Source organism: Vibrio jasicida 090810c (assembly GCF_002887615.1).
GTDB classification, from domain to species: Bacteria; Pseudomonadota; Gammaproteobacteria; order Enterobacterales; family Vibrionaceae; genus Vibrio; species Vibrio jasicida.
The window spans coordinates 2,844,039-2,869,989 of sequence record NZ_CP025792.1 but is presented as its reverse complement, the minus strand read 5'-3'; the positions used below and the strand labels follow the sequence as shown (position 1 = coordinate 2,869,989).

At 45.2% G+C, this 25,951-nt stretch carries 23 protein-coding genes; 10 read left to right on the top strand and 13 right to left on the bottom strand.

All coding sequences use genetic code 11. The features are described from left to right. Nucleotides 1–72: 72 nt before the first annotated feature. From aceF to ampD, 4 genes are all read right to left on the bottom strand, one after another. Nucleotides 73–1,989: a pyruvate dehydrogenase complex dihydrolipoyllysine-residue acetyltransferase gene (gene aceF, locus C1S73_RS13805; RefSeq protein ID WP_038870497.1), complete on the bottom strand. Its 1,917-nt coding sequence runs from the start codon at nucleotides 1,987–1,989 to the stop codon at nucleotides 73–75. 30 nt (nucleotides 1,990–2,019) lie between these two features. Next, a complete protein-coding gene (gene aceE, locus C1S73_RS13800; protein ID WP_038870495.1) occupies nucleotides 2,020–4,683 on the bottom strand; it encodes a pyruvate dehydrogenase (acetyl-transferring), homodimeric type in 2,664 nt (887 codons plus the stop codon). A gap of 55 nt (nucleotides 4,684–4,738) precedes the next feature. Continuing rightward, complete coding sequence (gene pdhR / locus C1S73_RS13795; protein ID WP_038870493.1) at nucleotides 4,739–5,506, bottom strand: pyruvate dehydrogenase complex transcriptional repressor PdhR; 768 nt, start codon at nucleotides 5,504–5,506, stop codon at nucleotides 4,739–4,741. A gap of 405 nt (nucleotides 5,507–5,911) precedes the next feature. Continuing rightward, nucleotides 5,912–6,463: a 1,6-anhydro-N-acetylmuramyl-L-alanine amidase AmpD gene (ampD, locus tag C1S73_RS13790; RefSeq protein WP_038870491.1), complete on the bottom strand. Its 552-nt coding sequence runs from the start codon at nucleotides 6,461–6,463 to the stop codon at nucleotides 5,912–5,914. Nucleotides 6,464–6,555: 92 nt separating this feature from the next. Between ampD and nadC the strand changes: the two genes are divergently transcribed. From nadC to yacG, 8 genes are all read left to right on the top strand, one after another. Then, nucleotides 6,556–7,443 carry a carboxylating nicotinate-nucleotide diphosphorylase gene (nadC, locus tag C1S73_RS13785; RefSeq protein ID WP_038870489.1) on the top strand — a complete coding sequence of 296 codons (888 nt, stop codon included), beginning with the start codon at nucleotides 6,556–6,558 and terminating at the stop codon, nucleotides 7,441–7,443. Nucleotides 7,444–7,707: 264 nt separating this feature from the next. After that, nucleotides 7,708–8,172: a pilin gene (locus tag C1S73_RS13780; protein WP_038870488.1), complete on the top strand. Its 465-nt coding sequence runs from the start codon at nucleotides 7,708–7,710 to the stop codon at nucleotides 8,170–8,172. After that, nucleotides 8,172–9,857, top strand: a complete 1,686-nt coding sequence (gene pilB / locus C1S73_RS13775; protein WP_038870486.1) for a type IV-A pilus assembly ATPase PilB — start codon at nucleotides 8,172–8,174, stop codon at nucleotides 9,855–9,857. The genes C1S73_RS13780 and pilB overlap by 1 nt, the downstream gene beginning before the upstream one ends. A gap of 31 nt (nucleotides 9,858–9,888) precedes the next feature. Then, nucleotides 9,889–11,112 carry a type II secretion system F family protein gene (locus tag C1S73_RS13770; protein ID WP_038870485.1) on the top strand — a complete coding sequence of 408 codons (1,224 nt, stop codon included), beginning with the start codon at nucleotides 9,889–9,891 and terminating at the stop codon, nucleotides 11,110–11,112. 71 nt (nucleotides 11,113–11,183) lie between these two features. Next, on the top strand, nucleotides 11,184–12,053 hold the full coding sequence (locus tag C1S73_RS13765; RefSeq protein WP_038870483.1) for a prepilin peptidase: 870 nt from the start codon (nucleotides 11,184–11,186) through the stop codon (nucleotides 12,051–12,053). Continuing rightward, nucleotides 12,054–12,668, top strand: a complete 615-nt coding sequence (gene coaE / locus C1S73_RS13760) for a dephospho-CoA kinase (protein WP_038870481.1) — start codon at nucleotides 12,054–12,056, stop codon at nucleotides 12,666–12,668. A gap of 27 nt (nucleotides 12,669–12,695) precedes the next feature. Further along, nucleotides 12,696–13,436 carry a cell division protein ZapD gene (gene zapD / locus C1S73_RS13755; RefSeq protein ID WP_038870479.1) on the top strand — a complete coding sequence of 247 codons (741 nt, stop codon included), beginning with the start codon at nucleotides 12,696–12,698 and terminating at the stop codon, nucleotides 13,434–13,436. A 64-nt stretch (nucleotides 13,437–13,500) separates the two neighbouring features. Next, nucleotides 13,501–13,695: a DNA gyrase inhibitor YacG gene (gene yacG, locus C1S73_RS13750; protein ID WP_038870477.1), complete on the top strand. Its 195-nt coding sequence runs from the start codon at nucleotides 13,501–13,503 to the stop codon at nucleotides 13,693–13,695. Nucleotides 13,696–14,020: 325 nt separating this feature from the next. Here the strand turns inward: yacG and rplS are convergent, their stop codons facing one another. The 5 genes from rplS to ffh form a co-directional block, all read right to left on the bottom strand. Beyond that, on the bottom strand, nucleotides 14,021–14,374 hold the full coding sequence (gene rplS, locus C1S73_RS13745) for a 50S ribosomal protein L19 (RefSeq protein WP_038870475.1): 354 nt from the start codon (nucleotides 14,372–14,374) through the stop codon (nucleotides 14,021–14,023). 41 nt (nucleotides 14,375–14,415) lie between these two features. Next, the gene (gene trmD / locus C1S73_RS13740; protein ID WP_038870473.1) at nucleotides 14,416–15,159 is read right to left on the bottom strand and encodes a tRNA (guanosine(37)-N1)-methyltransferase TrmD; all 744 of its coding nucleotides are present in this window, start codon (nucleotides 15,157–15,159) and stop codon (nucleotides 14,416–14,418) included. Between the two features lie 27 nt (nucleotides 15,160–15,186). After that, nucleotides 15,187–15,735: a ribosome maturation factor RimM gene (gene rimM / locus C1S73_RS13735; protein WP_038870471.1), complete on the bottom strand. Its 549-nt coding sequence runs from the start codon at nucleotides 15,733–15,735 to the stop codon at nucleotides 15,187–15,189. A gap of 26 nt (nucleotides 15,736–15,761) precedes the next feature. Continuing rightward, nucleotides 15,762–16,010, bottom strand: a complete 249-nt coding sequence (gene rpsP / locus C1S73_RS13730; protein WP_005438039.1) for a 30S ribosomal protein S16 — start codon at nucleotides 16,008–16,010, stop codon at nucleotides 15,762–15,764. Between the two features lie 210 nt (nucleotides 16,011–16,220). Next, nucleotides 16,221–17,606, bottom strand: coding sequence for a signal recognition particle protein (ffh, locus tag C1S73_RS13725; protein ID WP_038870469.1), 1,386 nt, complete (start codon nucleotides 17,604–17,606; stop codon nucleotides 16,221–16,223). 213 nt (nucleotides 17,607–17,819) lie between these two features. Between ffh and C1S73_RS13720 the strand changes: the two genes are divergently transcribed. Together C1S73_RS13720 and C1S73_RS13715 are read left to right on the top strand one after the other, a co-directional pair. Next, the gene (locus C1S73_RS13720; RefSeq protein WP_038870467.1) at nucleotides 17,820–18,614 is read left to right on the top strand and encodes a cytochrome C assembly family protein; all 795 of its coding nucleotides are present in this window, start codon (nucleotides 17,820–17,822) and stop codon (nucleotides 18,612–18,614) included. A 154-nt stretch (nucleotides 18,615–18,768) separates the two neighbouring features. Beyond that, nucleotides 18,769–20,043: an HlyC/CorC family transporter gene (locus C1S73_RS13715; protein WP_038870466.1), complete on the top strand. Its 1,275-nt coding sequence runs from the start codon at nucleotides 18,769–18,771 to the stop codon at nucleotides 20,041–20,043. Nucleotides 20,044–20,136: 93 nt separating this feature from the next. Here the strand turns inward: C1S73_RS13715 and luxS are convergent, their stop codons facing one another. From luxS to C1S73_RS13695, 4 genes are all read right to left on the bottom strand, one after another. Continuing rightward, on the bottom strand, nucleotides 20,137–20,655 hold the full coding sequence (luxS, locus tag C1S73_RS13710; RefSeq protein ID WP_038870464.1) for an S-ribosylhomocysteine lyase: 519 nt from the start codon (nucleotides 20,653–20,655) through the stop codon (nucleotides 20,137–20,139). 90 nt (nucleotides 20,656–20,745) lie between these two features. Continuing rightward, complete coding sequence (locus tag C1S73_RS13705) at nucleotides 20,746–21,309, bottom strand: transglycosylase SLT domain-containing protein (RefSeq protein WP_038870462.1); 564 nt, start codon at nucleotides 21,307–21,309, stop codon at nucleotides 20,746–20,748. A gap of 61 nt (nucleotides 21,310–21,370) precedes the next feature. Next, nucleotides 21,371–22,939: a glutamate--cysteine ligase gene (gene gshA / locus C1S73_RS13700; RefSeq protein ID WP_038870460.1), complete on the bottom strand. Its 1,569-nt coding sequence runs from the start codon at nucleotides 22,937–22,939 to the stop codon at nucleotides 21,371–21,373. A gap of 163 nt (nucleotides 22,940–23,102) precedes the next feature. Beyond that, entirely contained in the window at nucleotides 23,103–25,946 is a 2,844-nt protein-coding gene (locus C1S73_RS13695; RefSeq protein WP_038870458.1) for a M16 family metallopeptidase, read from the bottom strand. Nucleotides 25,947–25,951 lie beyond the last annotated feature (5 nt).

Below are 25,951 nucleotides of genomic sequence, written 5' to 3'. Positions count from 1 at the left end.
GTCGTCTAAAAATAGTCTTTTATATAAAGAATTAAGGTGACCCGAAAGTCACCTTAACTATTACTTTCTCAATTACAGTACTAGACGACGAATGTCTGATAGTGCACCGTTTAAGAAAGTAATGAAGCGTGCACCTTCTGCACCATCGATCACACGGTGGTCGTATGATAGAGACAGTGGAAGCTGTAGACGTGGTTCGAACTCTTTACCGTTCCACACTGGCTTCATTTCAGATTTAGATACACCTAGGATACCAACTTCTGGCGCGTTTACGATTGGTGTAAACGCTGTACCGCCGATACCGCCAAGGCTAGAGATTGTGAAACAACCGCCTTGCATATCAGCTGCAGTTAGCTTACCAGCACGTGCTTTCTTCGATACTACCATCAATTCTTCAGATAGCTCGTAGATGCCTTTCTTGTTCACGTCTTTAAATACAGGAACAACAAGGCCGTTTGGCGTATCGACTGCGATACCTACGTTCACGTACTTCTTAAGAATGATGCTTTCGCCATCTTCAGAAAGTGAAGAGTTAAACGCTGGGAATGCTTCTAGTGCTTTCGCTACCGCTTTCATGATGAACACAAGAGGAGTGATCTTCATACCAGTGTCTTTCTTCGCTTCGATTGCGTTCTGTTCTTTACGGAATGCTTCTAGCTCAGTGATGTCTGCGTTATCCCACTGTGTAACGTGAGGGATCATTACCCAGTTACGGTGTAGGTTTGCACCAGAGATCTTCTTGATCTTAGAAAGCTTCTGAACTTCAGTTTCGCCGAACTTGCTGAAGTCAACTTTTGGCCAAGGAAGTAGACCAAGTGCAGCGCCGTCGCCCTTACCAGATGCTGCTGCACCTGCGCCAGACTCAAGACGCTTAAGCGCATCTTTAACGTAAGCTTGAACGTCTTCTTTCAGGATACGGCTCTTACGACCAGAACCTTTAACCTTAGATAGGTTTACGCCAAACTCACGAGCTAGACGACGAACAACTGGAGACGCATGTGCGTATTCGTTGTTTTCTTGGAAATCGTTCGCTGCAGGTGCCGCTTCAGCTTTTGCTGCTGGAGCAGGAGCCGCCGCAGGTGCTGGAGCTGCTGCCGAAGGAGCCGCTGCTGCAACTGGAGCTGCAGGAGCTGAACCAGCCACTTCGAATACCATAATTAGAGAACCAGTCGTTACTTTGTCGCCTTCAGTAATCTTGATCTCTTTAACTGTACCTGCGAATGGTGCTGGCACTTCCATAGAAGCTTTGTCGCCTTCTACAGTAATTAGAGATTGCTCTTCTTCTACTGTATCGCCAACTTTAACCATGATCTCAGTAACTTCTACTTCGTCACCGCCGATATCTGGAACATTAACTTCTTTGTCCGCTGCCACCGCAGGAGCCGCCGCAGGTGCTGCTGGCGCTTCAACCGCTGCAGGAGCTGGAGCTGCTGCACCTGAGCCCGCAACCTCAAATACCATCACAAGAGAGCCAGTTGTTACTGAATCACCTTCAGCAATCTTGATCTCTTTAACCGTACCTGCAAATGGTGCTGGTACTTCCATAGAAGCTTTGTCGCCTTCTACAGTTAGAAGTGATTGCTCTTCTTCTACTGCATCGCCAACTTTAACCATGATCTCGGTAACTTCTACTTCGTCGCCACCGATATCAGGAACGTGAACTTCTTTTAGTTCTGCTGCCGCCGCTGCTGGAGCTGGAGCTGCTGCTGGAGCCGCTTCTGCCGCAGGAGCAGGTGCAGGTGCAGCGTCAGCTGCACCCTCGGCTTCGAAAATCATGATAAGAGAACCAGTTGTTACTGAATCGCCTTCCGCAACTTTGATTTCTTTTACGATACCTGCTTGAGACGCTGGAACTTCCATAGAAGCTTTGTCGCCTTCAACAGTGATCAAAGACTGTTCTTCTTCAACCTTGTCGCCAACGCTTACAAGAATCTCAGTAACTTCAACCTCATCCGCACCGATGTCAGGTACATTAATTTCGATTGCCATTGCTTATTTACCTTCTAGTTAAGCGCTGTATTAAGCGTAAAGTGGGTTTGTTTTTTCAGTGTCGATGTTGAACTTAGCAATTGCTTCAGCAACAACAGACTTCTCAACATCACCACGTTTCGCTAGTTCAGTTAGTGCTGCAACTACCACGTAGCCTGCATTAACTTCGAAGTGACGACGTAGGTTCTCACGGCTGTCTGAGCGACCGAAGCCGTCAGTACCAAGAACTTTGTAAGACTCAGTTGGCATGAATGCACGTACTTGCTCTGCGTAGTTCTTCATGTAATCCGTCGCAGCGATTGCTGGTTCGTTACCAAGAACAGTCGTGATGTAAGGCACTTTCGCTTCAGCTTCTGGGTGAAGCATGTTGTAACGCTCTGCATTTTGACCATCACGAGTTAGCTCGTTGAATGAAGTTACAGAGAACACATCAGATGCTACGCCGTACTCTTCGCTTAGGATAGTCGCTGCTTTACGTACTTCGTTCATGATAGTACCAGAGCTCATTAGCTGAACTTTACCCTTAGCACCTTCGTGAGACTCAAGCTTGTAGATACCTTTACGGATGCCTTCTTCAGCGCCTTCTGGCATTGCTGGCATTGCGTAGTTTTCATTCATTACTGTTAGGTAGTAGTAAATGTTTTCTTGCTCAGGACCGTACATACGACGGATACCATCTTGCATGATTACTGCTAGCTCGTAAGCGAATGTTGGGTCGTAAGAGATACAGTTCGGGATAGTGTTCGCTTGAATGTGCGAGTGACCATCTTCGTGCTGTAGACCTTCACCGTTCAGTGTTGTACGACCAGCTGTAGCGCCTAGTAGGAAGCCACGAGCTTGTTGGTCACCTGCTAGCCATGCCATGTCACCAATACGTTGGAAACCGAACATTGAGTAGTAGATGTAGAACGGGATCATTGGCAGATCGTTTGTGCTGTAAGAAGTAGCAGCAGCAACCCAAGATGCCATTGAGCCTAGTTCGTTGATACCTTCTTGAAGAACTTGGCCTGATGTTGCTTCTTTGTAGTAAGAAACGATGCCTTTATCTTCAGGTGTGTATTCTTGACCGTCTGGGTTGTAGATGCCCACTTGACGGAATAGACCTTCCATACCGAACGTACGCGCTTCATCACAGATGATAGGAACGATGTTCTTACCGATGTTCTTGTCTTTAAGCAGGATGTTCAACGTACGTACGTAAGCCATAGTCGTTGAGATTTCACGCTTCTGAGCACCAAGTAGAGGAGCAAACTCTTCTAGCTCTGGTACTTTGAACTCTTGTGTGAACTTAGGTAGACGCTGTGGCGTGTAACCTTTCAGTGCTTTACGACGAGCATGTAGGTATTCGTACTCAGCAGAACCTTCTTCCAGTTTTAGGTAAGGCAGTTCTGCTACTTTCTCATCAGAAAGGATGTCTTGTAGACCTAGGCGATCACGTAGGTATTGTACGTGAGTCATGTCCATCTTCTTAACACCGTGAGCGATGTTCTTACCTTCAGCCGCTTCACCCATGCCGTAACCTTTAACAGTCTTAGCTAGGATTACCGTTGGCTTACCACCTGTCTCTTTTGCATTGTTGAATGCAGCAAACAGTTTAGAAGAATCGTGACCACCACGCTTCAGTTCGAAGATTTGGTCATCAGTCATGTCTGCAACTAGTGCAGCAGTCTCAGGGTACTTACCAAAGAAGTGCTCACGTACGTATGCACCATCTTTAGATTTGAATGTTTGGTAGTCGCCATCGATCGTTTCGTTCATAAGCTGTAGTAGCTTACCAGTCGTATCTTTAGCTAGTAGTGCATCCCAGTTGTTACCCCAGATAACTTTAACTACGTTCCAACCTGCACCTTTGAATAGACCTTCAAGTTCTTGAATGATCTTACCGTTACCCATTACAGGGCCATCTAGACGCTGAAGGTTACAGTTGATTAGGAAACATAGGTTGTCTAGTTTCTCACGCGCAGCGAAAGAGATAGCACCACGTGATTCTGGCTCATCCATCTCACCGTCGCCTAGGAAAGCGTATACACGTTGAGCAGAAGTATCTTTAAGGCCACGGCCGTTCAGGTACTTAAGGAAACGTGCTTGGTAAATAGCAGAGATTGGACCAAGACCCATAGATACTGTTGGGAATTGCCAGAACTCAGGCATCAACTTAGGGTGTGGGTATGAAGGTACACCTTTACCGTCGACTTCTTGACGGAAGTTGTCTAGCTGCTCTTCAGTTAGACGGCCTTCAACGAACGCACGCGAGTAGATGCCCGGTGAGATGTGGCCTTGGTAGTAAACTAGATCGCCACCGTCCGTCTCGTTTGGAGCACGGAAGAAGTGGTTGAAACAAACTTCGTAGAACGCTGCTGCTGACTGGTAAGAAGCCATGTGACCACCAAGGTCTAGGTCTTTCTTAGAAGCACGCAATACGATCATGATTGCGTTCCAGCGAATAATCGAACGAATACGACGCTCAAGAGTTACATCACCAGGGTAAGCTGGTTCTTGTGCTGCTGGAATAGTGTTGATGTAGTTTGTGTTGATGCCAGTTGGCATATCAACGCCGTCTAGACGTGCTTTTTCTAGAACGGTTTCTAGTAGAAACTGTGCACGTTCTACACCTTCTTCACGAACAACTGATTCAAGGGCTTGTAGCCAATCTTGAGTTTCCAGTGCATCTACGTCATGCTTCATGTCAGACATGGCGATCTATCCTTCTGTTGGTTGGATCTACTTATTTAAGTAAGCGGTTCTTGTATTAAGAATCGTTACCTTGCTGAATTCGACGCAGAGAACGCTCTCGTCGAGACTCTTCTCGAGTCAAATCCAACAATGTTTCTTCGATATAAGCTAAATGTGAGTGAGACATTTCACGCGCCTTTTCAGGCTGACCAGAAACAATCGCATCCACGATATTAGCTCTGTGTTTACTTACTTTATCGACCACTTCATCGCGGCGATGTAAGAGCTTTAGATTCTGTAGAACATTCTGCTCAAGCAAAGGCGCAAGGCTACGAACAATATGAAGGAGAACGACGTTGTGCGCTGCTTCGGTTAATGCAATCAAAAATTGCATTACTGCTGCCGCTTCTGCTTCAACGTTGCCGCCTTTTTGCTCTTCGCTGATTTGATTCAAGCATGCCTGAATACGAGCAAAATCTTCATCGGTACCACGTAACGCTGCAAAGTACGCTGAAATGCCTTCCATCGCATGGCGCGATTCAAGCAAGTCCAATTGCGTCTCTGAGTGGGTCGATAACAAATTCAGCAAAGGGTCTGAGAAACTCTTCCAGATGTTTTCACTTACGAATGTGCCACCGCCTTGACGACGAGTAAGCAGACGTTTCGCTTCCAAACGCTGAATGGCTTCACGGACAGATGGACGAGACACATCGAACTGCTTTGCGAGTTCGCGCTCTGGTGGCAATTGCTGCCCCGGAGAGAGTGTTCCTTCCACAATCAACCTTTCTAACTCTTGTTCAATAACATCAGAGAGTTTTGGCTGACGAATCCTTTGATAAGCCATAATTTATTGTTCTTCTACTCTTGCAGGTAATTGGTAATACCAATTTTAAGTTGGTGCAGAAATTAACATAATTAAAACGTGACTGTCCAGCCAAAAGTTGACCTAAATCATAGAACGGACTTACAACCAACACTTTGATAACAATCGACCATTAAAACAGCAATAAAATTGGTATGACCAATTACATAAACAAAACAGATGGGAAGTCTTCGTGCTAGTAAATTTGATCAACAAAAACAAAAAATGACAAAAAAAACCGGGTCATTTTTTCGTCACGAACCGTTTTAACGCCCCAAAATGTCGTTAACTTTTAACAAGCCTTCATATTTCTTGTATCAAAAAAAGGCATACCTGAGTGTATGCCTTATTTATTTCTGTTTTTTGAATTTACACTTTTGCTACAAGTTAACTTTGTACTTGTTGTCTGAACTTGGCCCAGTCAAAGCTTAGCCCAGGATCGGCTTTTCTCAAGGGAGCGATATACTGATGCCCCGTAATTCTCGGCAAGGTAATTTTTGGGTAGGAATGCATAACGGATTGGGTCAATGCAGTAAGTGATTGATATTGCTCTTCTGTGTACGCAACAAACTCGGTGCCTTCCAACTCAATACCAATTGAATAGTCATTACAACGTTCACGGCCAGCAAAGCTAGATTGTCCGGCATGCCAAGCTCTGTCTAAAAAAGAAACAAACTGAACAATCTCGCCATCACGCTTAATTAAACAATGTGCCGAAACGCCCATTTTGTGAATTACTTCAAAAAATGGATGGGCATTGGGGTCAAGATTGCCGGTAAAGAAGTCCTCTATATAACATCCACCAAATTGACCCGGTGGCAAGCTGATGTTGTGCACCACCAGCAGAGAGATATCTTCTTTGTCTGAACGAGCATCAAAAAATGGCGAAGGGACATGCTTCGCTTGCGTCAACCAACCATTCTCGATTTTTAGGCACATATCAACCTCTCTACTTTGCAAATTAACTGCTGAAATTATTAACACCGGAGAGTATCATTCGTTGCCATCTCCCTTTCAAGACTAGATTTGCGATGAAGAACACACACAACAGCCAAGAACGCCTAGAATACCTTAAGCAACAACTTCCATTAGAAATCACTCGCGCCGTAGCCGATACCCTAAAAGAAGATCTAGGTGGCACATTGGATGCAGACAAAGACATCACCGCATCGCTTATCCCAGCTGACGCTATTAACACGGCAACCATCATCACTCGTGAACACGGTGTGTTTTGTGGTCAAGCATGGGCAGATGAAGTATTTAAACAGCTAGGTAGCAAAGTGACCATCGAGTGGCATGTAAAAGATGGCGACAAGGTTAAACCAAACCAAACACTTTGCACACTGACGGGTTCTGCTCGTGATTTGCTCACTGGCGAGCGCAACGCAATGAACTTTATTCAAACCCTTTCAGGTTGCGCGACCATTACCGCTGAATATGCAGAGAAAATTGCTCACACTGAATGCCGTCTATTAGATACACGTAAAACGATTCCAGGTTTACGTAGTGCGCTTAAATACGCAGTAGCTTGTGGCGGTGGTTTCAACCATCGTATCGGTGTGTTCGATGCCTACCTTATTAAAGAAAACCACATCATTGCTTGTGGTGGTATTACTCAAGCGATCACGACAGCAAAAGAGTTGAACCCTGGTAAACCAGTTGAAGTAGAAACCGAAAGCTTGGAAGAGCTAAAAGAGGCGATCGAAGCGGGTGCAGACATCATCATGCTAGATAACTTCACGACAGATATGATGCGTGAAGCAGTCGCGATCAACGCAGGTCGTGCGGCGTTAGAAAACTCGGGTAACGTTACTCTAGAAACCATCGCTGAATATGCAGAAACTGGCGTCGATTACATCTCGGTGGGTGCTTTGACTAAGCACCTAAAAGCGATGGACCTTTCGATGCGCTTTAAGTAAATAGAGTACCGACAACAATATTAACTTCCTAAAAGTCAGCATGTTGTAATCCGATTCACTAAATAGAGGGCCGCAAGGCTCTTTATTTTTATCCACTAAAAAAATAACACCCCTCGCAAAACCTTGCATGCAATATGCAACTTCAACCTAAAGATTTTTACCTCACTCGGAAGGCATCCCCTTGCTAGTTTCCACTTGTTTCTACTCTTTTTACTCTTCTGCTCCATGCATAAGCATTAACTAAATTTCTCTTAAGGAAACAAAATGAAAACGAATAAACAGAAGAAGCAGCAAGGTTTTACGCTGATTGAATTAATGATTGTGGTGGCGATTATTGGCATTTTGGCAGCGTTTGCAGTACCTGCATATCAGAACTACACGAAAAAGGCGACTTTAGCTGAATTTCCAAAAGCAGCAGCGGCAGCTAAACTTGCTGTCGAACTGTGTGCTCATGAAAATGCATCTGACTCTGCTACATTTATTACAAACTGTACTTCAGGAGACAACGGTGTCCCAGCTACATTCACATTAAACGATATTGAAATCACTGTGGACACAGCGGCAAATGCAGGTGTTTCAGGCGCTATAGCAGTAATTGCTGAAGCTTCGGCGGTAAAAGGCCCTATTGCAGCAGGAGAACAATATGTGATGGCCGCAACTTATTTAGCTGAGGGATTGGAGTGGGACTCGTCATGTTCTTCTGGCTCTGAAGATTACTGCCCTAATTAATGCTAACCAACCTCTCAACAGTTCTTCGCCAAGCAGGAATACTGACCTTTTCCCAAGAAGAACTGTTACTTGAGCAAGCTAAAGCTTCTGGTATTTCGATGCCGGAGGCTTTGCTCAATTCTGGCTTTTTCCAATCCCATGAATTGACGGAACACTTAAGCTCTGTCTTTGGGCTTTCTTGCACCTCTCTCAATCAGTACGAATACGCTTCGCTCTGCCAAACGCTGGGCTTACGTGATCTGATCACTCGCCATAATGCTCTGCCACTCAACCGCAGTTCTTCAACTCTGATCTTGGCGGTAGCTGATCCGACTAATCTCCAAGCTGAAGACGACTTTCGTTTTGCGACAGGACTACAGGTTGAGCTTGTTCTTGCGGATTTTCGTGAACTCAGTGCGGCAATTAGGCGCTTATATGGTCGAGCACTAGGACAGGAAAAGTCCGGATTAAAAGAGATCAACCAAGATGAACTGGCAGGTCTGGTTGATATTGGTGCAGATGAAATCGACAACATCGAAGACCTCAGCCAAGACGAAGCACCTGTCAGTCGTTACATTAATCAGATTTTGTTGGATGCCGTTCGTAAAGGCGCTTCGGATATTCATTTTGAACCCTACGAAAACATGTATCGAGTGCGCTTACGTTGTGATGGTATTCTCGTTGAAAGCCAACAACCACCGAGTCATTTAAGTCGTCGCTTATCAGCGCGTATTAAAATCTTATCCAAACTTGATATCGCCGAACGACGCTTACCACAAGATGGTCGTATCAAGCTTAAGCTAAACCAAGATACTGCAATTGATATGCGTGTATCGACATTACCAACGCTATTTGGCGAAAAGATCGTACTGCGTTTGCTCGACAGTAGCTCCGCCTCGCTAAATATTGACCGCTTGGGTTACAGTGATGAGCAGAAGCAACTTTATCTGGATGCGCTAAAACGGCCACAAGGTATGATTTTAATGACTGGCCCGACGGGAAGTGGCAAAACCGTCTCGCTCTATACAGGCTTAAGTCTTCTAAACAAAACAGAGATCAATATCTCTACAGCGGAAGACCCCGTTGAAATTAACCTGCCTGGCATCAACCAAGTGCAAGTCCAGCCCAAAATTGGCTTTGGTTTTTCTGAAGCACTTCGTTCTTTCTTACGTCAGGATCCTGATGTGGTCATGGTGGGTGAGATCCGCGATCTAGACACGGCAGAAATCGCTATTAAAGCCTCACAAACTGGCCACTTAGTTCTGTCTACTCTGCACACCAACTCTGCCGCTGAAACCGTGATTCGCTTATCCAATATGGGGGTTGAGAGCTTTAACCTTGCTTCATCATTGAGCTTGATCATCGCTCAACGCTTGGCAAGAAAGCTATGCCCTCAGTGCAAACAACCTCAAGAGCCGAATGCCCAACTGCAACATATTGGGATTACCAACACAGAGCATGTCTTTAAGGCCAATCCAGATGGTTGTAACGAGTGTACCCACGGTTATTCAGGTCGAACGGGCATCTATGAAGTGATGAAGTTTGATGAGTCCCTATCTGAGGCGCTCATAAAAGGAGCTTCAGTACACGAACTAGAAAAACTCGCCATCGCCAAAGGGATGCAGACACTACAAATGTCTGGTATAGAAAAACTCAAACAAGGCATCACCAGCTTTAGCGAATTGCAACGCGTTCTCTACTTCTGATCTTTACGTTTATTAGGCAATCATCGACTCTATGAAAACTAACGCCCCACAACTTAAAAGTTTCCGCTGGAAAGGCACGAACAGTTCAGGGAAGAAAACCTCCGGACAAGTGTTAGCCATGACAGAAATTGAAGTGCGAGAACGCCTGGATGCTCAACACATTAAAATTAAGAAGCTTAAGAAAAGCAGTATTTCTTTTATCACGAAACTGAGTCATCGAGTCAAAGGCAAAGACATTACGGTATTTACCCGTCAAATCGCTACCATGTTAATGACTGGCGTTCCCATCGTTCAAGCTCTGAAGCTTGTCTCAGAAAACCATAGAAAAGCTGAGATGAAATCAATACTGATGAGCGTAACACGAGCAGTAGAAGCAGGTACGCCAATGTCCAAAGCCATGCGCACCGCCAGCACGCATTTTGATCCACTCTATACTGATTTAATCGCAACCGGTGAGCAGTCAGGTAACTTACCTCAGGTATTTGAACGTCTTGCGACTTACCGAGAAAAAAGCGAACAATTGAAAGCAAAAGTTATCAAAGCACTCATCTATCCGGCGATGGTAGTTTTGGTCGCGCTAGGGGTCTCCTACCTCATGCTCACCAAAGTGATACCTGAGTTCGAAAAAATGTTTGTTGGCTTTGGCGCCGACCTGCCTGCATTTACTCAAATGGTCTTAAATCTTTCGGCATGGACACAAAATTGGGGGCCTTTTATTGGGCTCAGTGCATTAAGCTTATTTATTTCCTCCCGTATCATGGCTAAACGTTCGGACTCTTTCCGATTGTTGTTGGCTCGATCGAGCTTAAGATTTCCGATACTCGGCCCCGTCTTATCCAAAGCAGCGATTGCGAAATTCAGCCGTACTCTTGCAACCAGTTTTACCGCCGGTATCCCCATTTTGACAAGCTTAAAAACCACCTCTAAAACATCCGGTAATATGCATTATCAACTTGCCATCGAAGAGGTCTACCGAGATACCGCAGCGGGTATGCCAATGTACATCGCAATGCGCAATTGCAACGTATTCCCAGAATTGGTGCTGCAAATGGTAATGATCGGTGAAGAATCCGGACGTTTAGACGATATGCTCAACAAAATTGCCGCGATCTATGAGTTTGAAGTGGATAACACCGTCGACAATCTGAGTAAAATTTTAGAGCCGTTGATCATTGTTTTTCTTGGGGTCGTCGTTGGCGGATTGGTCACAGCAATGTACTTACCAATCTTTAACTTAATGAGCGTATTGGGATAGAATGTTGCTTTAGCAAATTAATCCCATCAAAACAGCACTTTGCTATTTGATTCATCGTTCAAGAGACAGATATGGAAGTATTCCAGTACTACCCATGGCTATTCGTTGTATTTGCCACAATTTTTGGTTTGATCGTGGGTAGCTTCCTCAACGTGGTTATTTACCGCTTACCCAAGATCATGGAACTAGAATGGCGACGCGAGTGCGCTGAATCATTCCCTGAATACAAAATTGAAGCACCGAAGGAAACACTGACCTTAAGTGTCCCTCGTTCTTCCTGCCAACAGTGCGGAACGCCGATCCGCATTCGTGACAACATTCCTGTCATTAGCTGGCTGCTTCTGAAAGGCAAATGCCATAACTGTAAATCCTCGATTAGTGCTCGCTACCCTCTCATCGAATTGCTTACTGCTTTTGGTTCGGGTTTTATCGCGTTTCACTTCGGTTTTAGTTACTTCACTGTTGCGCTGGTTTTCTTTACCTTTGTACTGATTGCCGCCACGTTTATCGACCTCGATACTATGTTGCTACCAGACCAACTAACTCTGCCATTAATGTGGGCAGGTATTGCACTTGCATTGTCTGGCGTTAGTCCTGTTAACCTACAAGACGCCATCATTGGCGCGATGGCTGGTTACTTGTGTCTTTGGAGTGTTTACTGGGTATTTAAGCTTCTGACTGGCAAAGAGGGCATGGGCTATGGTGACTTCAAACTGCTTGCTGCCCTTGGTGCATGGTTAGGCTGGCAATCACTGCCGATGATCATTTTACTGTCGTCGGTTGTGGGCGTTATTTTCGGCCTGATACAACTGCGTTTACAAAAACAGGGTATCGAAAAAGCGTTCCCCTTTGGCCCTTACCTTGCGATTGCAGGTTGGGTGAGCCTTATTTGGGGTAACCAGATTCTGAACTGGTACTTCACGTCGATTCTAGGAGTGTAAATGGCTTTTGTTATTGGCCTAACAGGCGGCATTGCAAGCGGTAAAACCACCGTTGCAAACTTATTCAAACAGCAGTTCAAAATTGATATTGTCGATGCTGATATCGTGGCTCGCGAAGTTGTTGAGCCGGGAACTCCCGGACTTAATGCCATCGTTGAACACTTTGGTGCGGATATTGTTCGCGATGATCAGACACTTGATAGAGCAAAATTAAGAGAGCAAATTTTCTCTAATCCGGACGAGAAAGCGTGGCTAAACGCCCTACTACATCCGATGATCCGCGAAAAAATGATCGAAGATTTAGAGCAAGTGGAGTCCGAGTATGCGCTACTGGTTGTTCCGCTCTTAATCGAAAACAAGCTTGATAGCCTGTGTGATCGAGTCCTTGTGGTTGATGTTGAACCGGAAACTCAAATCGCAAGAACGGTAAAACGTGATAATGTAAGTGAAGATCAAGCTCGTGCGATCTTAGCCTCACAAGCAACACAAGCGCAAAGACTCGCGATTGCGAATGATGTGGTGAGAAATAACCCAAACGACCCTGATCTTTTGCTTCAAATCACAGATTTACACGAAAAGTACCTAGCCATGTGTAAGAAAAATCTGCGAAAATAGGAATGAAACTCACCAAGGCTTATGTCGATGACCACGCACAAATTTGAACATCCGTTAAATGAGAAAACTCGCATCTATCTGAGAGTTGAGTCTTTGCTGCGTCAGGCTCACCTAGCCTCTGGTTTTGCCGATAATCACCAATATCAGTTGTTCTTCCGTGCGCTTTTCGACATGGTTGAAATCTTTGAGCAGATTCAATTGAAAAGTGAGTTGGCAAAAGATCTTGAGAAACAACGTTTAGCCTACCGAAATTGGCTGAACGTTGAAGGCGTCGATCAGCAAGCGTTAAGTGAGCTACTAAAAGAGATCGATGTGGTTCATAGCCAACTGATGACTGCTGAACGTTTCGGCCAAGCGTTGAAAGAAGATCGTTTTTTAAGCTCAATTCGCCAGCGCTTTAATCTTCCTGGTGGTTCTTGCTGTTTTGATTTGCCAGCCTTGCATTATTGGTTACACCTTCCTATCGAACGCAAAAAGCACGATGCAGCCCAATGGCAAGAGAGCTTAAAGCCGTTGTCCGATGCACTCGCTTTATGGCTAAAACTGACTCGCGAAACAGGCCACTTCAAAGCACAAATCGCTCGTGCAGGCTTCTTCCAAAGCGACGCTGATGAAGCGAATATCCTTCGTTTACACATCCCTATGGAATATGGCGTCTATCCGATGATTTCAGGCCATAAGAACCGCTTCGCGATTAAGTTTATGTCGTTTGAAAGCGGACAAGCTTGCACGCAAGACGTTGAGTTTGAACTCGCGGTTTGTAGCTAAAACCAACGCACACTATTATTTCTATACCCCCTTTGACACCTCAACATAATGGGACTCTTTAATCATGTCTAAAATTACTATCGTGCCATGCCCACAATGCGGTGCAGACGTAGAATGGGGAGAGCAAAGCCCTCACCGCCCTTTTTGTAGCAAGAAATGCCAAATGATTGATTTTGGCGAATGGGCTGACGAAGAAAACGCCATTGCTGGCGCACCGGATATGTCGGACAGCGATGGATGGTCTGAAGACCAGTACTAAAGAATTGAGAGGCTAGAGTCGAGAAACGAAAACTCTACACTTCGAGAATAGAGAGAGGGGTTGATGTGGAACATCAGCCCTTTTTATTTTTCGGGATTCGGTTCATTTTGTCTTTCTAAGGACAAGCTCTGCCAACAACCTTTCGAGGCCATACTTCTTGCACTAGCTACACCTCTCGGTTCCTAAAGCGAGAAGCTCTCGAATCTCGTAGCGTTCCCGATTCTCGAAGGACAACGTCCACTCCCTAAACCCAGCGTCTTTTTCCTCGCATAAAAAAACGGAGCCCAATTGGGCTCCGTTTACTATGAGAACGCTAGTTATAGCATTACTTCTTAGCAAGTTTCTCTTTGATACGAGCAGACTTACCAGAACGCTCACGTAGGTAGTACAACTTGGCACGACGTACTGCACCACGGCGTTTAACTTCGATGCTATCAACGATTGGAGAGTGTGTTTGGAACGTACGCTCAACACCTTCACCGTTAGAGATCTTACGTACAGTGAAAGCAGAGTGTAGACCACGGTTACGGATTGCGATTACAACGCCTTCGAAAGCCTGTAGACGCTCACGCTCACCTTCTTTAACTTTAACCTGAACTACAACAGTGTCACCTGGTGCAAATTTAGGCAGGTCTGATTTCATTTGCTCTTCTTCAAGAGCTTTGATGATGTTACTCATTTTTTAAATTCCTAGAATAAACTGATACTAAATAAATTAGGTTACTTTGCGTTATGTTCAGTAATGAACTCAGCAAGTAATTGTTCCTGTTCGTCAGTCAGAGCTAGGTTTTCCAGGAGCTCTGGTCTTCTTAGCCAAGTTCGGCCCAGCGACTGTTTTAGTCGCCATTGACGAATATCCTTATGGTTGCCTGACATCAGTACCGCTGGCACTTCTTTATCATCCAACATTTCAGGACGCGTATAGTGAGGGCAATCTAACAAACCATTTGCAAAAGAATCTTCTTCTGCTGACGCAAAATCGCCTAGTACACCCGGAACAAACCGAGAGACTGAATCGATCAGTGTCATGGCTGGTATTTCACCACCCGTCATCACAAAATCTCCAATCGACCATTCTTCGTCGACTTCAGATTGAATGATACGCTCATCTACCCCTTCGTAACGGCCACAAATCAGAAGTAAATTCTCATTCGTTGCCAGTTCTTCCACTCCCTTTTGGTCGAGCTTGCGACCTTGAGGAGAAAGGTAAATGACTTTCGTCTTACCCGGTGAGGCTGCTTTCGCGGTATGAATGGCATCGCGCAAAGGCTGAACCATCATTAACATACCAGGACCACCACCGTAAGGTCGGTCATCGACAGTGCGATGTTTGTCGTGAGTGAAATCGCGAGGATTCCAAGTCTCAATTGACAAAAGACCTTTTTTAACCGCTTGACCTGTTACTCCAAATTCAGTAACAGAACGGAACATTTCAGGAAAAAGGCTAATAACGCCAACCCACATGTTTATCTCGCTCTGTAGTTTTGGAGATTAGAATCCAGGATCCCAGTCAACTTCGATCCGTTGAGCTGTGCGATCAACTTTAATGATCACTTGCTCTTCAAGGAACGGGATTAATCGTTCCTTCTGCCCGAAAGCATCTTTTAGATTTGCTTTAACAACCAGAACATCGTTTGAGCCAGTTTCTAGAATGTCATTAACGACACCCAGATCGTAACCTTTAGTGGTTACCACTTGCATCCCAAACAATTCACGCCAGTAGAATTCTTCTTCTGACAATTCAGGTAGTACCGCAGGGTCAATAGCAATTTCAAAGTTGGTCATCAGCTGCGCGTCTTCGCGAACGTCCAACCCTGCTAGCTTGCATACATAGCCTTGACCATGACGCTTCCAGCTTTCTACTTTGTACTCAACCCACGTACCCTTTTGGTTAACAAACCAAGGGCTGTAATCGAAAATGCTTTCAGCATTGTCTGTGTAGGAAAAAACTTTAAGCCAACCACGAATGCCGTAAGTAGCACCAAACTTGCCTACAACAATCTTCTCGTTGCTCATCGTTTCTTTACCTTTCATCGACATAAACTAGTTTCTACTTCTTAAAAGAATTAAGCCGCTTTTTGAGCGTCTTTAACTAGCTTAGCAACGCGGTCAGATAGAGACGCGCCTTGACCAACCCAATGGTTAACGCGGTCTAGGTCTAGACGTAGACCTTCTTCTTGACCTTTAGCAGTTGGGTTGAAGAAACCAACTTTCTCGATGAAACGGCCAGTTGCAGCGTTGCGGCTGTCCGCTACTACGATTTGATAAAATGGACGCTTTTTAGCGCCGTGACGTGCCAAACGAATGGTTACCATGTCGTCCTCTTTGCTTTCTCAAAAATAAAATTAACCCCAATAATCATCCATAAAGCTGAACAATCTGGGGTCTCGTGCCAAAATAAAGCTCCGGAATTTTACTCTTATCCCGAAGCAATGCAAGGTATTTAGTTACTTTTTCACCAACATAAATTGAAATTCAAGTTTGTGATGTAGCTAACACCCTGAAACTAAAGTCTAGGCAATCGTTTAACGACCAAATGGATTGAAGCCACCGCCTCCACCCATACCGCCGCCCATCATGCCTTGCATGTTGCGCATCATGCCTTTCATGCCGCCCTTTTGCATTTTCTTCATCATCTTTTGCATTTGGGTAAACTGCTTAAGCAGACGGTTAACGTCTTGTACCTGAACACCTGAACCTGCTGCGATACGTTTTTTACGTGAGCCTTTGATGATTTCCGGGCGTTGACGTTCTTTCATTGTCATTGAGCTGATGATCGCTTCCATTTGCTTGAACATCTTGTCATCAACTTTGTCTTTCACGTCTGACGGCAATTGAGACATACCTGGCAATTTGTCTAGCATGCCCATCATGCCACCCATGTTTTGCATTTGACCTAGCTGCTCACGGAAGTCTTCAAGGTCAAAACCTTTCTTCTCTTTGAACTTTTTCGCTAGTTTTTCTGCTTTGTCTTGGTCGACATTGCGTTGTAGGTCTTCAATCAGTGACAGTACATCACCCATGCCTAGAATACGCGATGCAATACGATCTGGGTGGAATGGTTCTAGTGCGTCAGTCTTTTCACCTACACCTAGGAATTTAATTGGCTTACCAGTGATATGACGAACCGATAGCGCCGCACCACCACGTGCATCACCATCCACTTTAGTCAGAATCACACCGGTTAGCGGTAGCGCATCACCAAATGCTTTCGCTGTGTTCGCCGCATCTTGACCTGTCATTGCATCAACAACGAACAGTGTCTCGACCGGGTTAATAGCAGAGTGAAGATCTTTAATCTCACCCATCATTTCTTCATCGATAGCCAAACGACCTGCGGTATCGACAATAAGCACGTCATAGAATTTCTTCTTCGCGTGGTCGATCGCGGCATTCGCAATATCAAGTGGTTTTTGATCTGGTGACGATGGGAAGAAGTCGACGCCGATGTCTGATGCTAGAGTTTCTAGCTGTTTGATTGCCGCAGGACGGTAAACGTCGGCCGACACAACCAAGACTTTCTTCTTATCACGCTCTTTTAGAAGCTTAGAAAGCTTACCTACCGATGTGGTTTTACCCGCACCTTGTAGGCCCGCCATTAAAAGGACGGCTGGCGGCTGCGCTGCTAGATTTAGGGCTTCGTTAGATTCACCCATTACACCTTCAAGCTCTGCTTGAACGATCTTGATGAATTCCTGACCCGGAGTCAGCGATTTAGAAACTTCTACGCCCACCGCTTTTTCTTTAACGCGGTTAACAAACTCACGCACAACAGGAAGGGCAACGTCCGCTTCCAAAAGCGCCATGCGCACTTCACGTAGGGTTTCTTTAATGTTGTCTTCGGTCAGACGACCTTTGCCACTGATATTTTTCAGCGTTTTGGATAATCGATCCGTTAAATTCTCAAACATCTTTGTCTCTTCGCTAAAATGGCGATTAATTAGTGTGAGTATACCTTAGCCAACGTCACAGTCATACCCGAACACTGCTCTTATCATTAACTTGAGGGCTAACTTGTTAATTTCAATATCTCATCTCTCGTGATTGATGAAGGATCTACCGTAGCCCCAAAGAGTAATGCAAGGTATAATTTTTAGCATCGTGCACAATAACTCTTAGGATTCATGGATAGCTTAATTGCCATCGCGGCCGCCATACTTTACGTTTTGGCGATAGCGACCATCATACCTGGACTCTCTCAGCAGTCAGGAATCAAAGTCAAAACCGTATTTGCCAGTGCGGCATGTGCGCTTGTTTTTCATGCTTGGATTCTGAGTGACCTGATATTTGACGGCTCAGGGCAAAACCTCAGTATTCTTAATGTTGCTTCGCTAATAAGTTTTATTATTTCTTTGGTCATGAGTGTGGCAATGCTTAAGAATCGCTTATGGTTCTTGTTGCCTGTGGTATACAGTTTTGCTGCTATCAATTTATCTGCAGCAACGTTTTTACCAAGCACATTTATTAGACATTTAGAAAACGACCCTAAGTTACTTATTCACATATCGTTCGCACTCTTCTCTTACGCCACGTTGACCATTGGTGCACTCTACGCACTCCAGTTAGCTTGGCTTGATCACAAACTTAAAACGAAAAAATCACTCGCAATCAATCCAAACTTACCGCCACTCATGATGGTGGAGCGTCAGCTATTCAAAATTATCTTGATTGGTAACTTGTTGCTCACGGCAACGCTGATTACTGGTTTTGTGTTTGTACAAGACATGTTTGCTCAAGGTAAAGCCCACAAGGGAATCCTTTCTTTCATCGCTTGGATTGTGTACTCAATTCTGCTTTGGGGTCACTACCGTAAAGGGTGGCGAGGCAAAAAAGTGACTTGGTTTGCGGTTGCAGGTGCGACTTTGTTGACCTTGGCGTACTTTGGTAGTCGCTTCGTGAAAGAGATCATCTTAAGTTGATACTTTCCATCGATTAAATGCAATTAATAAGGAGCCTTGTGCTCCTTATCCTTTATATTGCCGAGCAAATAAAATAGAGTACCCCTTATTCCATTGACTTCATGACCTAGCTCGGTCATAAATTAACCAAACACATAAAAGGAACTGCTGCGTTTTGGACGACATATCTACGGGTATCTTATTTGCGCTACTCGCGTGTCTTATCGTCATATCAGGTTACTTCTCCGGTTCAGAAACAGGGATGATGTCTTTGAACCGTTACCGCTTAAAGCACTTAGCCAATAATGGGCATAAAGGGGCGAAGCGAGTCGAAAAGCTTCTCGACCGCCCAGATCGCCTTATTGGCCTGATCCTTATTGGCAACAACCTCGTTAATATCCTCGCTTCCGCTATCGCAACCATTTTAGGTATGCGTTTGTATGGCGATTTAGGGGTCGCAATTGCAACTGGTGCTCTCACTATGGTGGTGCTGGTTTTTGCAGAGGTGACACCGAAAACGATCGCATCGCTCTATCCGGAGCGCGTCTCTTATGCGAGCAGTATCCTTCTTACTATTTTAATGAAGGTACTGTCACCACTCGTCATGTTGGTGAACTTTATTACTAACGGCTTTATCCGCTTACTCGGCGTAAAAGCCGATCACACCACAGAAGACCACCTTAGCTCAGAAGAGTTGCGTACCGTGGTAAATGAAGCTGGCGGCCTCATTCCTCGTCGTCACCAAGACATGCTGGTGTCTATTTTGGACCTAGAGCACGTCACAGTGAATGACATCATGGTGCCTCGTAATGAGATCACTGGCATCGACATCAATGACGATTGGAAATCTATCGTTCGTCAGCTGACTCACTCTCCTCATGGCCGTATTGTGCTGTACCGTGACCAGATTGATGAAGTGGTTGGTATGCTGCGTCTGCGTGAAGCTTATCGCTTAATGCTAGAGAAGAACGAGTTCAACAAAGAGACACTGCTACGCGCAGCCGATGAGGTGTACTACATTCCTGAAGGCACGCCACTGAACGTACAGATGTTGAAGTTTCAACGTAATAAACAGCGTATCGGTTTGATTGTCGATGAGTATGGCGACATTAACGGACTAGTGACGTTAGAAGATATTCTGGAAGAGATCGTCGGTGAGTTTACCACATCAATCGCACCGAGCTTGTCCGAAGAAATCACACCGCAAGGTGATGGTAGCTTCTTAATTGAGGGCAGTGCAAATATTCGAGACATCAACAAAGGTTTGAAGTGGAAACTGCCAACTGACGGACCAAGAACCCTCAATGGCTTGATCCTTGAACATCTGGAAGATATTCCTCAAAGCCATTTGAGTGTGCAAGTTTCTGGGCACCCAATGGAAATCGTTCAAGTAGAAGAGAACCGTATCAAGCTTGTAAAAGTGTATCCAAAGCTGAAGAAAAACAGCTAAGTGTGAACAAAATATCACGCCTTAAATCGCAAAGAAAAAGAGCCTGACACTGTCAGGCTCTTATGTTTTCAGCTATCTGAACGAAAAGCTAAGTTAGTCGATACGTAGCTCTTTCAGCATTGATTCTGGTAGTGCCAGCTCATCATTCTTATTCACCGCAACCCCCGCTTCTAGAATGTTCTTTGCAATTTGCTTCGCTTCATCCAGAGAGTGCATTGCCGCTGTACCACATTGGTACTCGTTCAGCTCAGGGATCTTGTTTTGGTTTTCTACTTTCAATACGTCTTCCATTGCTGCAATCCAAGCGTCAGCCACTTGCTGCTCTGAAGGCGTACCGATTAGACTCATGTAAAAACCTGTACGACAGCCCATTGGTGAAATATCAATAATCTCAACACTTTCACCATTTAGATGATTGCGCATAAAGCCTGCATACAAGTGCTCTAGCGTGTGAATTCCTCGCTCAGAAAGGATGTCTTTGTTCGGGGCAGTAAAGCGCAAGTCGAATACCGTGATGGTATCCCCTTTAGGGGTTTGCATCGTTTTAGCCACTCGTACTGCAGGTGCATTCATGCGAGTGTGGTCTACGGTAAAACTGTCTAATAAAGGCATTACATCTCTCCTGATTGTAACGACCAATACTCAAGAGTATTGGCATTGATTTCTATTCATTCCCCCAGTCCAAATGAATTCGTTAGGGGGTTAAAAGAACCAGCTGCTGTTGTCTTCTAGTTCCTGACGACATTGCTTCAGCTGCCAGCCATAAGTCTTTGCGGTTTGCTCAACGCGTCTTGCAACCTTTAACAAGCTTGGCTTGCTATTATAGGTTCCGCGCTTATATCCACCACGTCCTTCATGATAAGCAAGGTACTGCTTGTAAGGATCCCACAATGAGATGCCTAATTGACGACGAGTCTCATGGGTATACCAACCGACAAACATCATTGAGTCGTCGAAGTTAGTACGTGAACCACCTTGACCCGTCGCATCTTGAAAATCTTCCCAAGCAGGGTCTTGAGCTTGAGCATAACCGTAAGCGCTACTTACGCGCCCCCATGGAATAAAGCCGAGAACGTAATCCTTTGGTGGTCGAGCGTCATGACGAAAGCTACTTTCTTGCTTGATGATCGCCATCGCCACGTTTATCGGCGTACCCCACTCTTCTTCCATGTCTTTGGCATCTTCATACCAACCAGATTTTTCTCGGAATATTTCACATAGGTTGTCTTGTTGCTTTGGGGGCGCTGTCGCACAACCGGCTAACATTACGCTTCCAAGCACAGACACCACTAACGGCTTAATGTCCAATCCCTGCCCTTACTGCTGATTATTGTTTTAGATAAGCAAAGTAATCTTCTAAGAAGTCATCAAAGGATAACATGTCACTTTGCTCTGCTTGTTTTTGTTTCTCTACCGATGTCGCGACTTCAGTTTCCATCGCATCTGCCGAGTATTGCTCATAGCTATGTGCTAGATTTTCTTCGCGGAACTTCATACCAAGCGCACAACCCACTTTACCCAAACCGCCGTGCTCTTTGGTCAGCTCAAGCAATTGACCAGAGATAGTAAGCTCAGGCTCGTCAATCCAAGACTCCAGTTTGTCGCAAACCGCTTGGTACGCATTACCGCCAGTCGCGGTGTCCATTTCAACCGCAATCTGACGAAGATCAGCGAATACACTGTGCGCCCAATCTTGCAGAGATAAACGTTCGCCTTGGCAACCAATTTGCAGCATCAAACCTTTCTCACGACCAGAAACAATAACTTTGTTCCAGTTGTCACGCCAGCATTCTAGCTCGCAGTTATCCATAGGGTCAGAGTCAGAAAGCGCTGCCCATGTTAGGAATAGGTCCAAGAATCGAACTTGTTCCTCACTCACGCCAACCGCACTGAATGGGTTTACGTCTAAAGAACGGACTTCAATGTATTCAACACCCGCTCGTGTCAGAGCTTCAGATGGTTTTTCACCACTTTGCGTTACACGCTTAGGGCGAATTGGAGCGTATAGCTCGTTCTCAATTTGCAGAATGTTTGAGTTCAATTGACGGTATTCGCCATCCACTTTCACACCAATCTCTGCAAACTCATCCGATGGACGACGAATAGCGTCACTTAAGCCTTCAAGATACTGTTCAATGCTGTTAAAGCCAATCTTAAGCACGCTTTGCGCGCTGTTGGTGTAACCGAGATCACTCAGACGCAGAGAGGTTGCTTTTGGTAAGAAAAGCGTCCCGCCAATTTTCTCAAATGGCAGATCAGTTTCACGTCCTTGAATGAACGAGCCACACAATGCTGGTGACGCTCCAAAGAAGTACGGGATCATCCAACCAAAACGGTAGTAGTTACGGATTAGAGCAAAGTACGCTGCGGATTTCGTTTCTTGGCGAGCTTCTTCATCTTGCTCTCCATGTAGTGCATCCCAGAACGATTCAGGGAAAGAGAAGTTGAAGTGCACCCCCGAGATAATTTGCATTAAGCTACCGTAGCGGCGTTTTAAACCTTCACGGTAAAGCGTTTTCATTTTTGCTGAGTTTGATGAGCCATATTGAGCTAGCTGAATATCATCTTCAGTGCCTACATAACATGGCATCGAAAGTGGCCACATTTTCTCTTCACCCATTTTGGTTTGAGTGAAGTGATGGATGTCTTTCAACTGCCCGATCAATTCAGGGATATCATGTGATACAGGCGTAATGAATTCCAGTAGAGATTCTGAAAAGTCTGTCGTGATCCATTTGTTTGTGAACGCTGAGCCCAACCCCTCTGGATGAGGTGTTGTTGCTAGGTGTCCATCCTGACGATAGCGCAAAGTTTCTCGCTCAACACCGCGTCCAAACTGCTTAAATACTTCTGGGTTTGATGCAACTTGTTTTAGTCGCGCAGCAAAATCAGTCAAAATGAGGTTCGCTTATATTGGGAGCAGGACACTCGCCAAGCGTGGCAAGTGAAAGCTAAGTTATTGATATATAATCCATCTAGATAAATAACCCATCAAAAAGTCATTTATCTAGTTAGAAACGAATAGCGGAGAGTCTCCTCTCCGCTATTAAATGTGTACTCTATCGAATGATTTCAAGCTCTTCCACGTCTTTCCCTAACTTTTCTAGTTGAGGGCGAAGGGATTTTGCATCCCCGACAACCACGATTTGATAGTCGTTCGGGTCAAACCATTTTTCGGCTAGAGCGTTGAGAGTCTGCTTATCAACTTTCTCAACAATAGCGTTTCGTTGCTGTAAATAGTCTTTATCCAAGTCGTATTTCAAAATATCACTGATGAGTTTCGCTTTCTGTGTTGGCGTCTCATATTTCAGCGCATCTTTTTGACCGACCGCTTGGCGCATAAATTTCAATTCATCGTCAGTCATGCCCGATTGTGAGAACTCGTTCAACTCATTCTCCATCTCGATAATAGACGCAACCGTTGAATCCGCACGCACTTGTGCAGTGAAAACAACCGAGCCAGTTTCCGCATTACCGGAGAAATAACCATAAGCACCATAAGTGTAGCCTTTGTCTTCACGAAGGTTTTGGTTGATACGGCTATTGAAGTTACCCGCCAAATTAAAGTTCGCTAGCTGACCTAGGTAAAAATCACCAGTCGCATCGTAAGGCATACCTTGGCGTACGAGCATCACGACACTTTGTGGCGCTCCAGGCTTATCCACTAGGTGAATTTGTTGCTTACCCAAAGGGTTTACTTTTTGTGGAGAATACAACGGTGCAGCTTCTGCTTTCCAGTTAGACCAAAACGTCAGTTGTTTTTCTACGTCTGCTTTATCGATATCGCCCACCGCAATGATCTGCGCTCCTTGCGGTGTATAGTGCTTCGCGTAGAAGTCTCGAACATCGTCTAGTGTTAGCGCCTTTACTCCAGCCTTGGTGCCTTCTTTTGGACGAGCAAAAGTTGAATCACCGTACAAAACTTGGCGGCTGGCTTGCGCGGCCATCCAGCTTGGTTTTTGATGTTCGTAAACTAAGCCTTCTAACGCTTGCATTTTCACTCGTTCAAAGTCTTCTTCTTTAAATGCAGGCGACAACAACATCTCTTCAACAATCTTGAGCGTTGGTGCTAGGTTTTTCTCTAGTGTGGACACACTGATGTCAGTCGTATAGCCCGTCGCATCAACAGAGATAACACTACCTAATTTATCAAGCTCAGCTTGAATCTCTTCCACACTGTGTTGCGTTGTGCCTTCTTGCAGCATCGCAGCGGTCAGCTGTGCCAGACCTTCCTTGCCTTCTTCAACAAAACGCGTCCCTGCCGGGAGACTGAACTGCATCATCATAGTTGGCGTTTCATTGCTCACCGTACCAAGTAACTCTGAACCATTATTGAAATGGATGTCGTAAAGCTTGGGCATGGTTGCTTCGACTGGAGCACCAACCGGAGGCTGAACAGAACGATCGAAGTTGTCAGTCGCACGACGGTAGGCTAACTGGTCATCCGTGATCTTTTGGTATTCAGGTAATGTGCGTTTTGGGGTGACAAATGTAGCAGGTTTCACTGCCAATTCTGTTTTCCCTCTTGGCACCACACTCAAAGTAACTTTGTTCTTCCCTTGGATAAAGTCGCTGTAAGCTTTTTCTACTGATTCTGGTGTTACTGCACGGATCTGCTCAAGCTGTTTCTCAATCAAATCAGGCTGGCCAAAGAACGTTTGGTTGGAAGCAAGTTGCGTCACCTTGCCTTTAACGCTTTCCAGTGCAAAGATCGCATTCGCTTCTTCTTGACCTTTTAGTTGGTCAAGACGGTCTTTTGTCACGCCATCTTTCGCAAACTTGTTCAGCGATACCATTAATTCATCATAAAGCTTTGACAGGTCCCCTTTGTCACCAGAATCGCCCATCGCGTAAACATAGAAGTTACAAGACAGCTCAGCACAATCATGGAATGCACCCGCATCCACTGCTTTTTGTGTCTTCACTAAATCTTGGTAGAGCACACTGTTGGTGCCGCTGCCTAATACGCTAGAAAGTGTGTCTAACGAAGTTTGGCTTGCTTCACCGCTGTAAGTGGTTGGCCAAGCAATCATTACCATTGGCTGTTGGATTCGGTCCTCCAGCGTGATGAACTTACTCTCTGCCAGCTTCGCTGGTTGTTTCGGCGCATTATCGACCTCAGGGCCGCGAGGGATAGAGCCAAAGTATTTGTTCACCCACTCAAGCGTCTGTTCAACATCAATATCGCCACCAATCGTCACCACAGCATTGTTTGGACCGTACCAACGCAAGAAGAAGGCTTTCAGATCGTTCACGTCAACACGATCGAGATCTTCCACATAGCCAATGGTTTGCCATGAATATGGATGACCTTCAGGATAAAGCGCTTCAGCCATACGCTCCCAAATCAAACCATACGGACGGTTGTCGTAGCGCTGGGCTCGTTCATTTTTTACTGTTGAGCGCTGGATCTCGAACTTGTGTTGCGAAACGGCATCAAGCAAAAAGCCCATGCGGTCCGATTCTAACCACAGCATTTTCTCAAGTTGGTTAGCTGGGACAGTTTCAAAGTAGTTAGTGCGATCACGGTTAGTTGTACCATTTAAAGTACCACCCGCTTCAGTAATGATCTTAAAGTGTTGCTGGTCACCAACGTTCTCTGAACCTTGAAACATCATATGTTCGAAGAAGTGAGCAAAACCAGATTTACCAATTTCTTCTCGTGCAGAACCAACATGGTATGTCACATCAACGTGCACAAGTGGATCGGAATCCTCTGGTGCCAGAATCACCGTTAAACCGTTGTCTAGTTGATACTTTTGGTATGGAATTTTAACTTTGCCTTCTTCTGCTTTCGACGCTTCGACGAAAGTAACCCCATCAGGCAATGATGATACTGGGGCGTTTGATGCACAGCCCGTGATCACCAACAGTGAGCACGCGCTTACCCAAAACATTCTCATGCGCT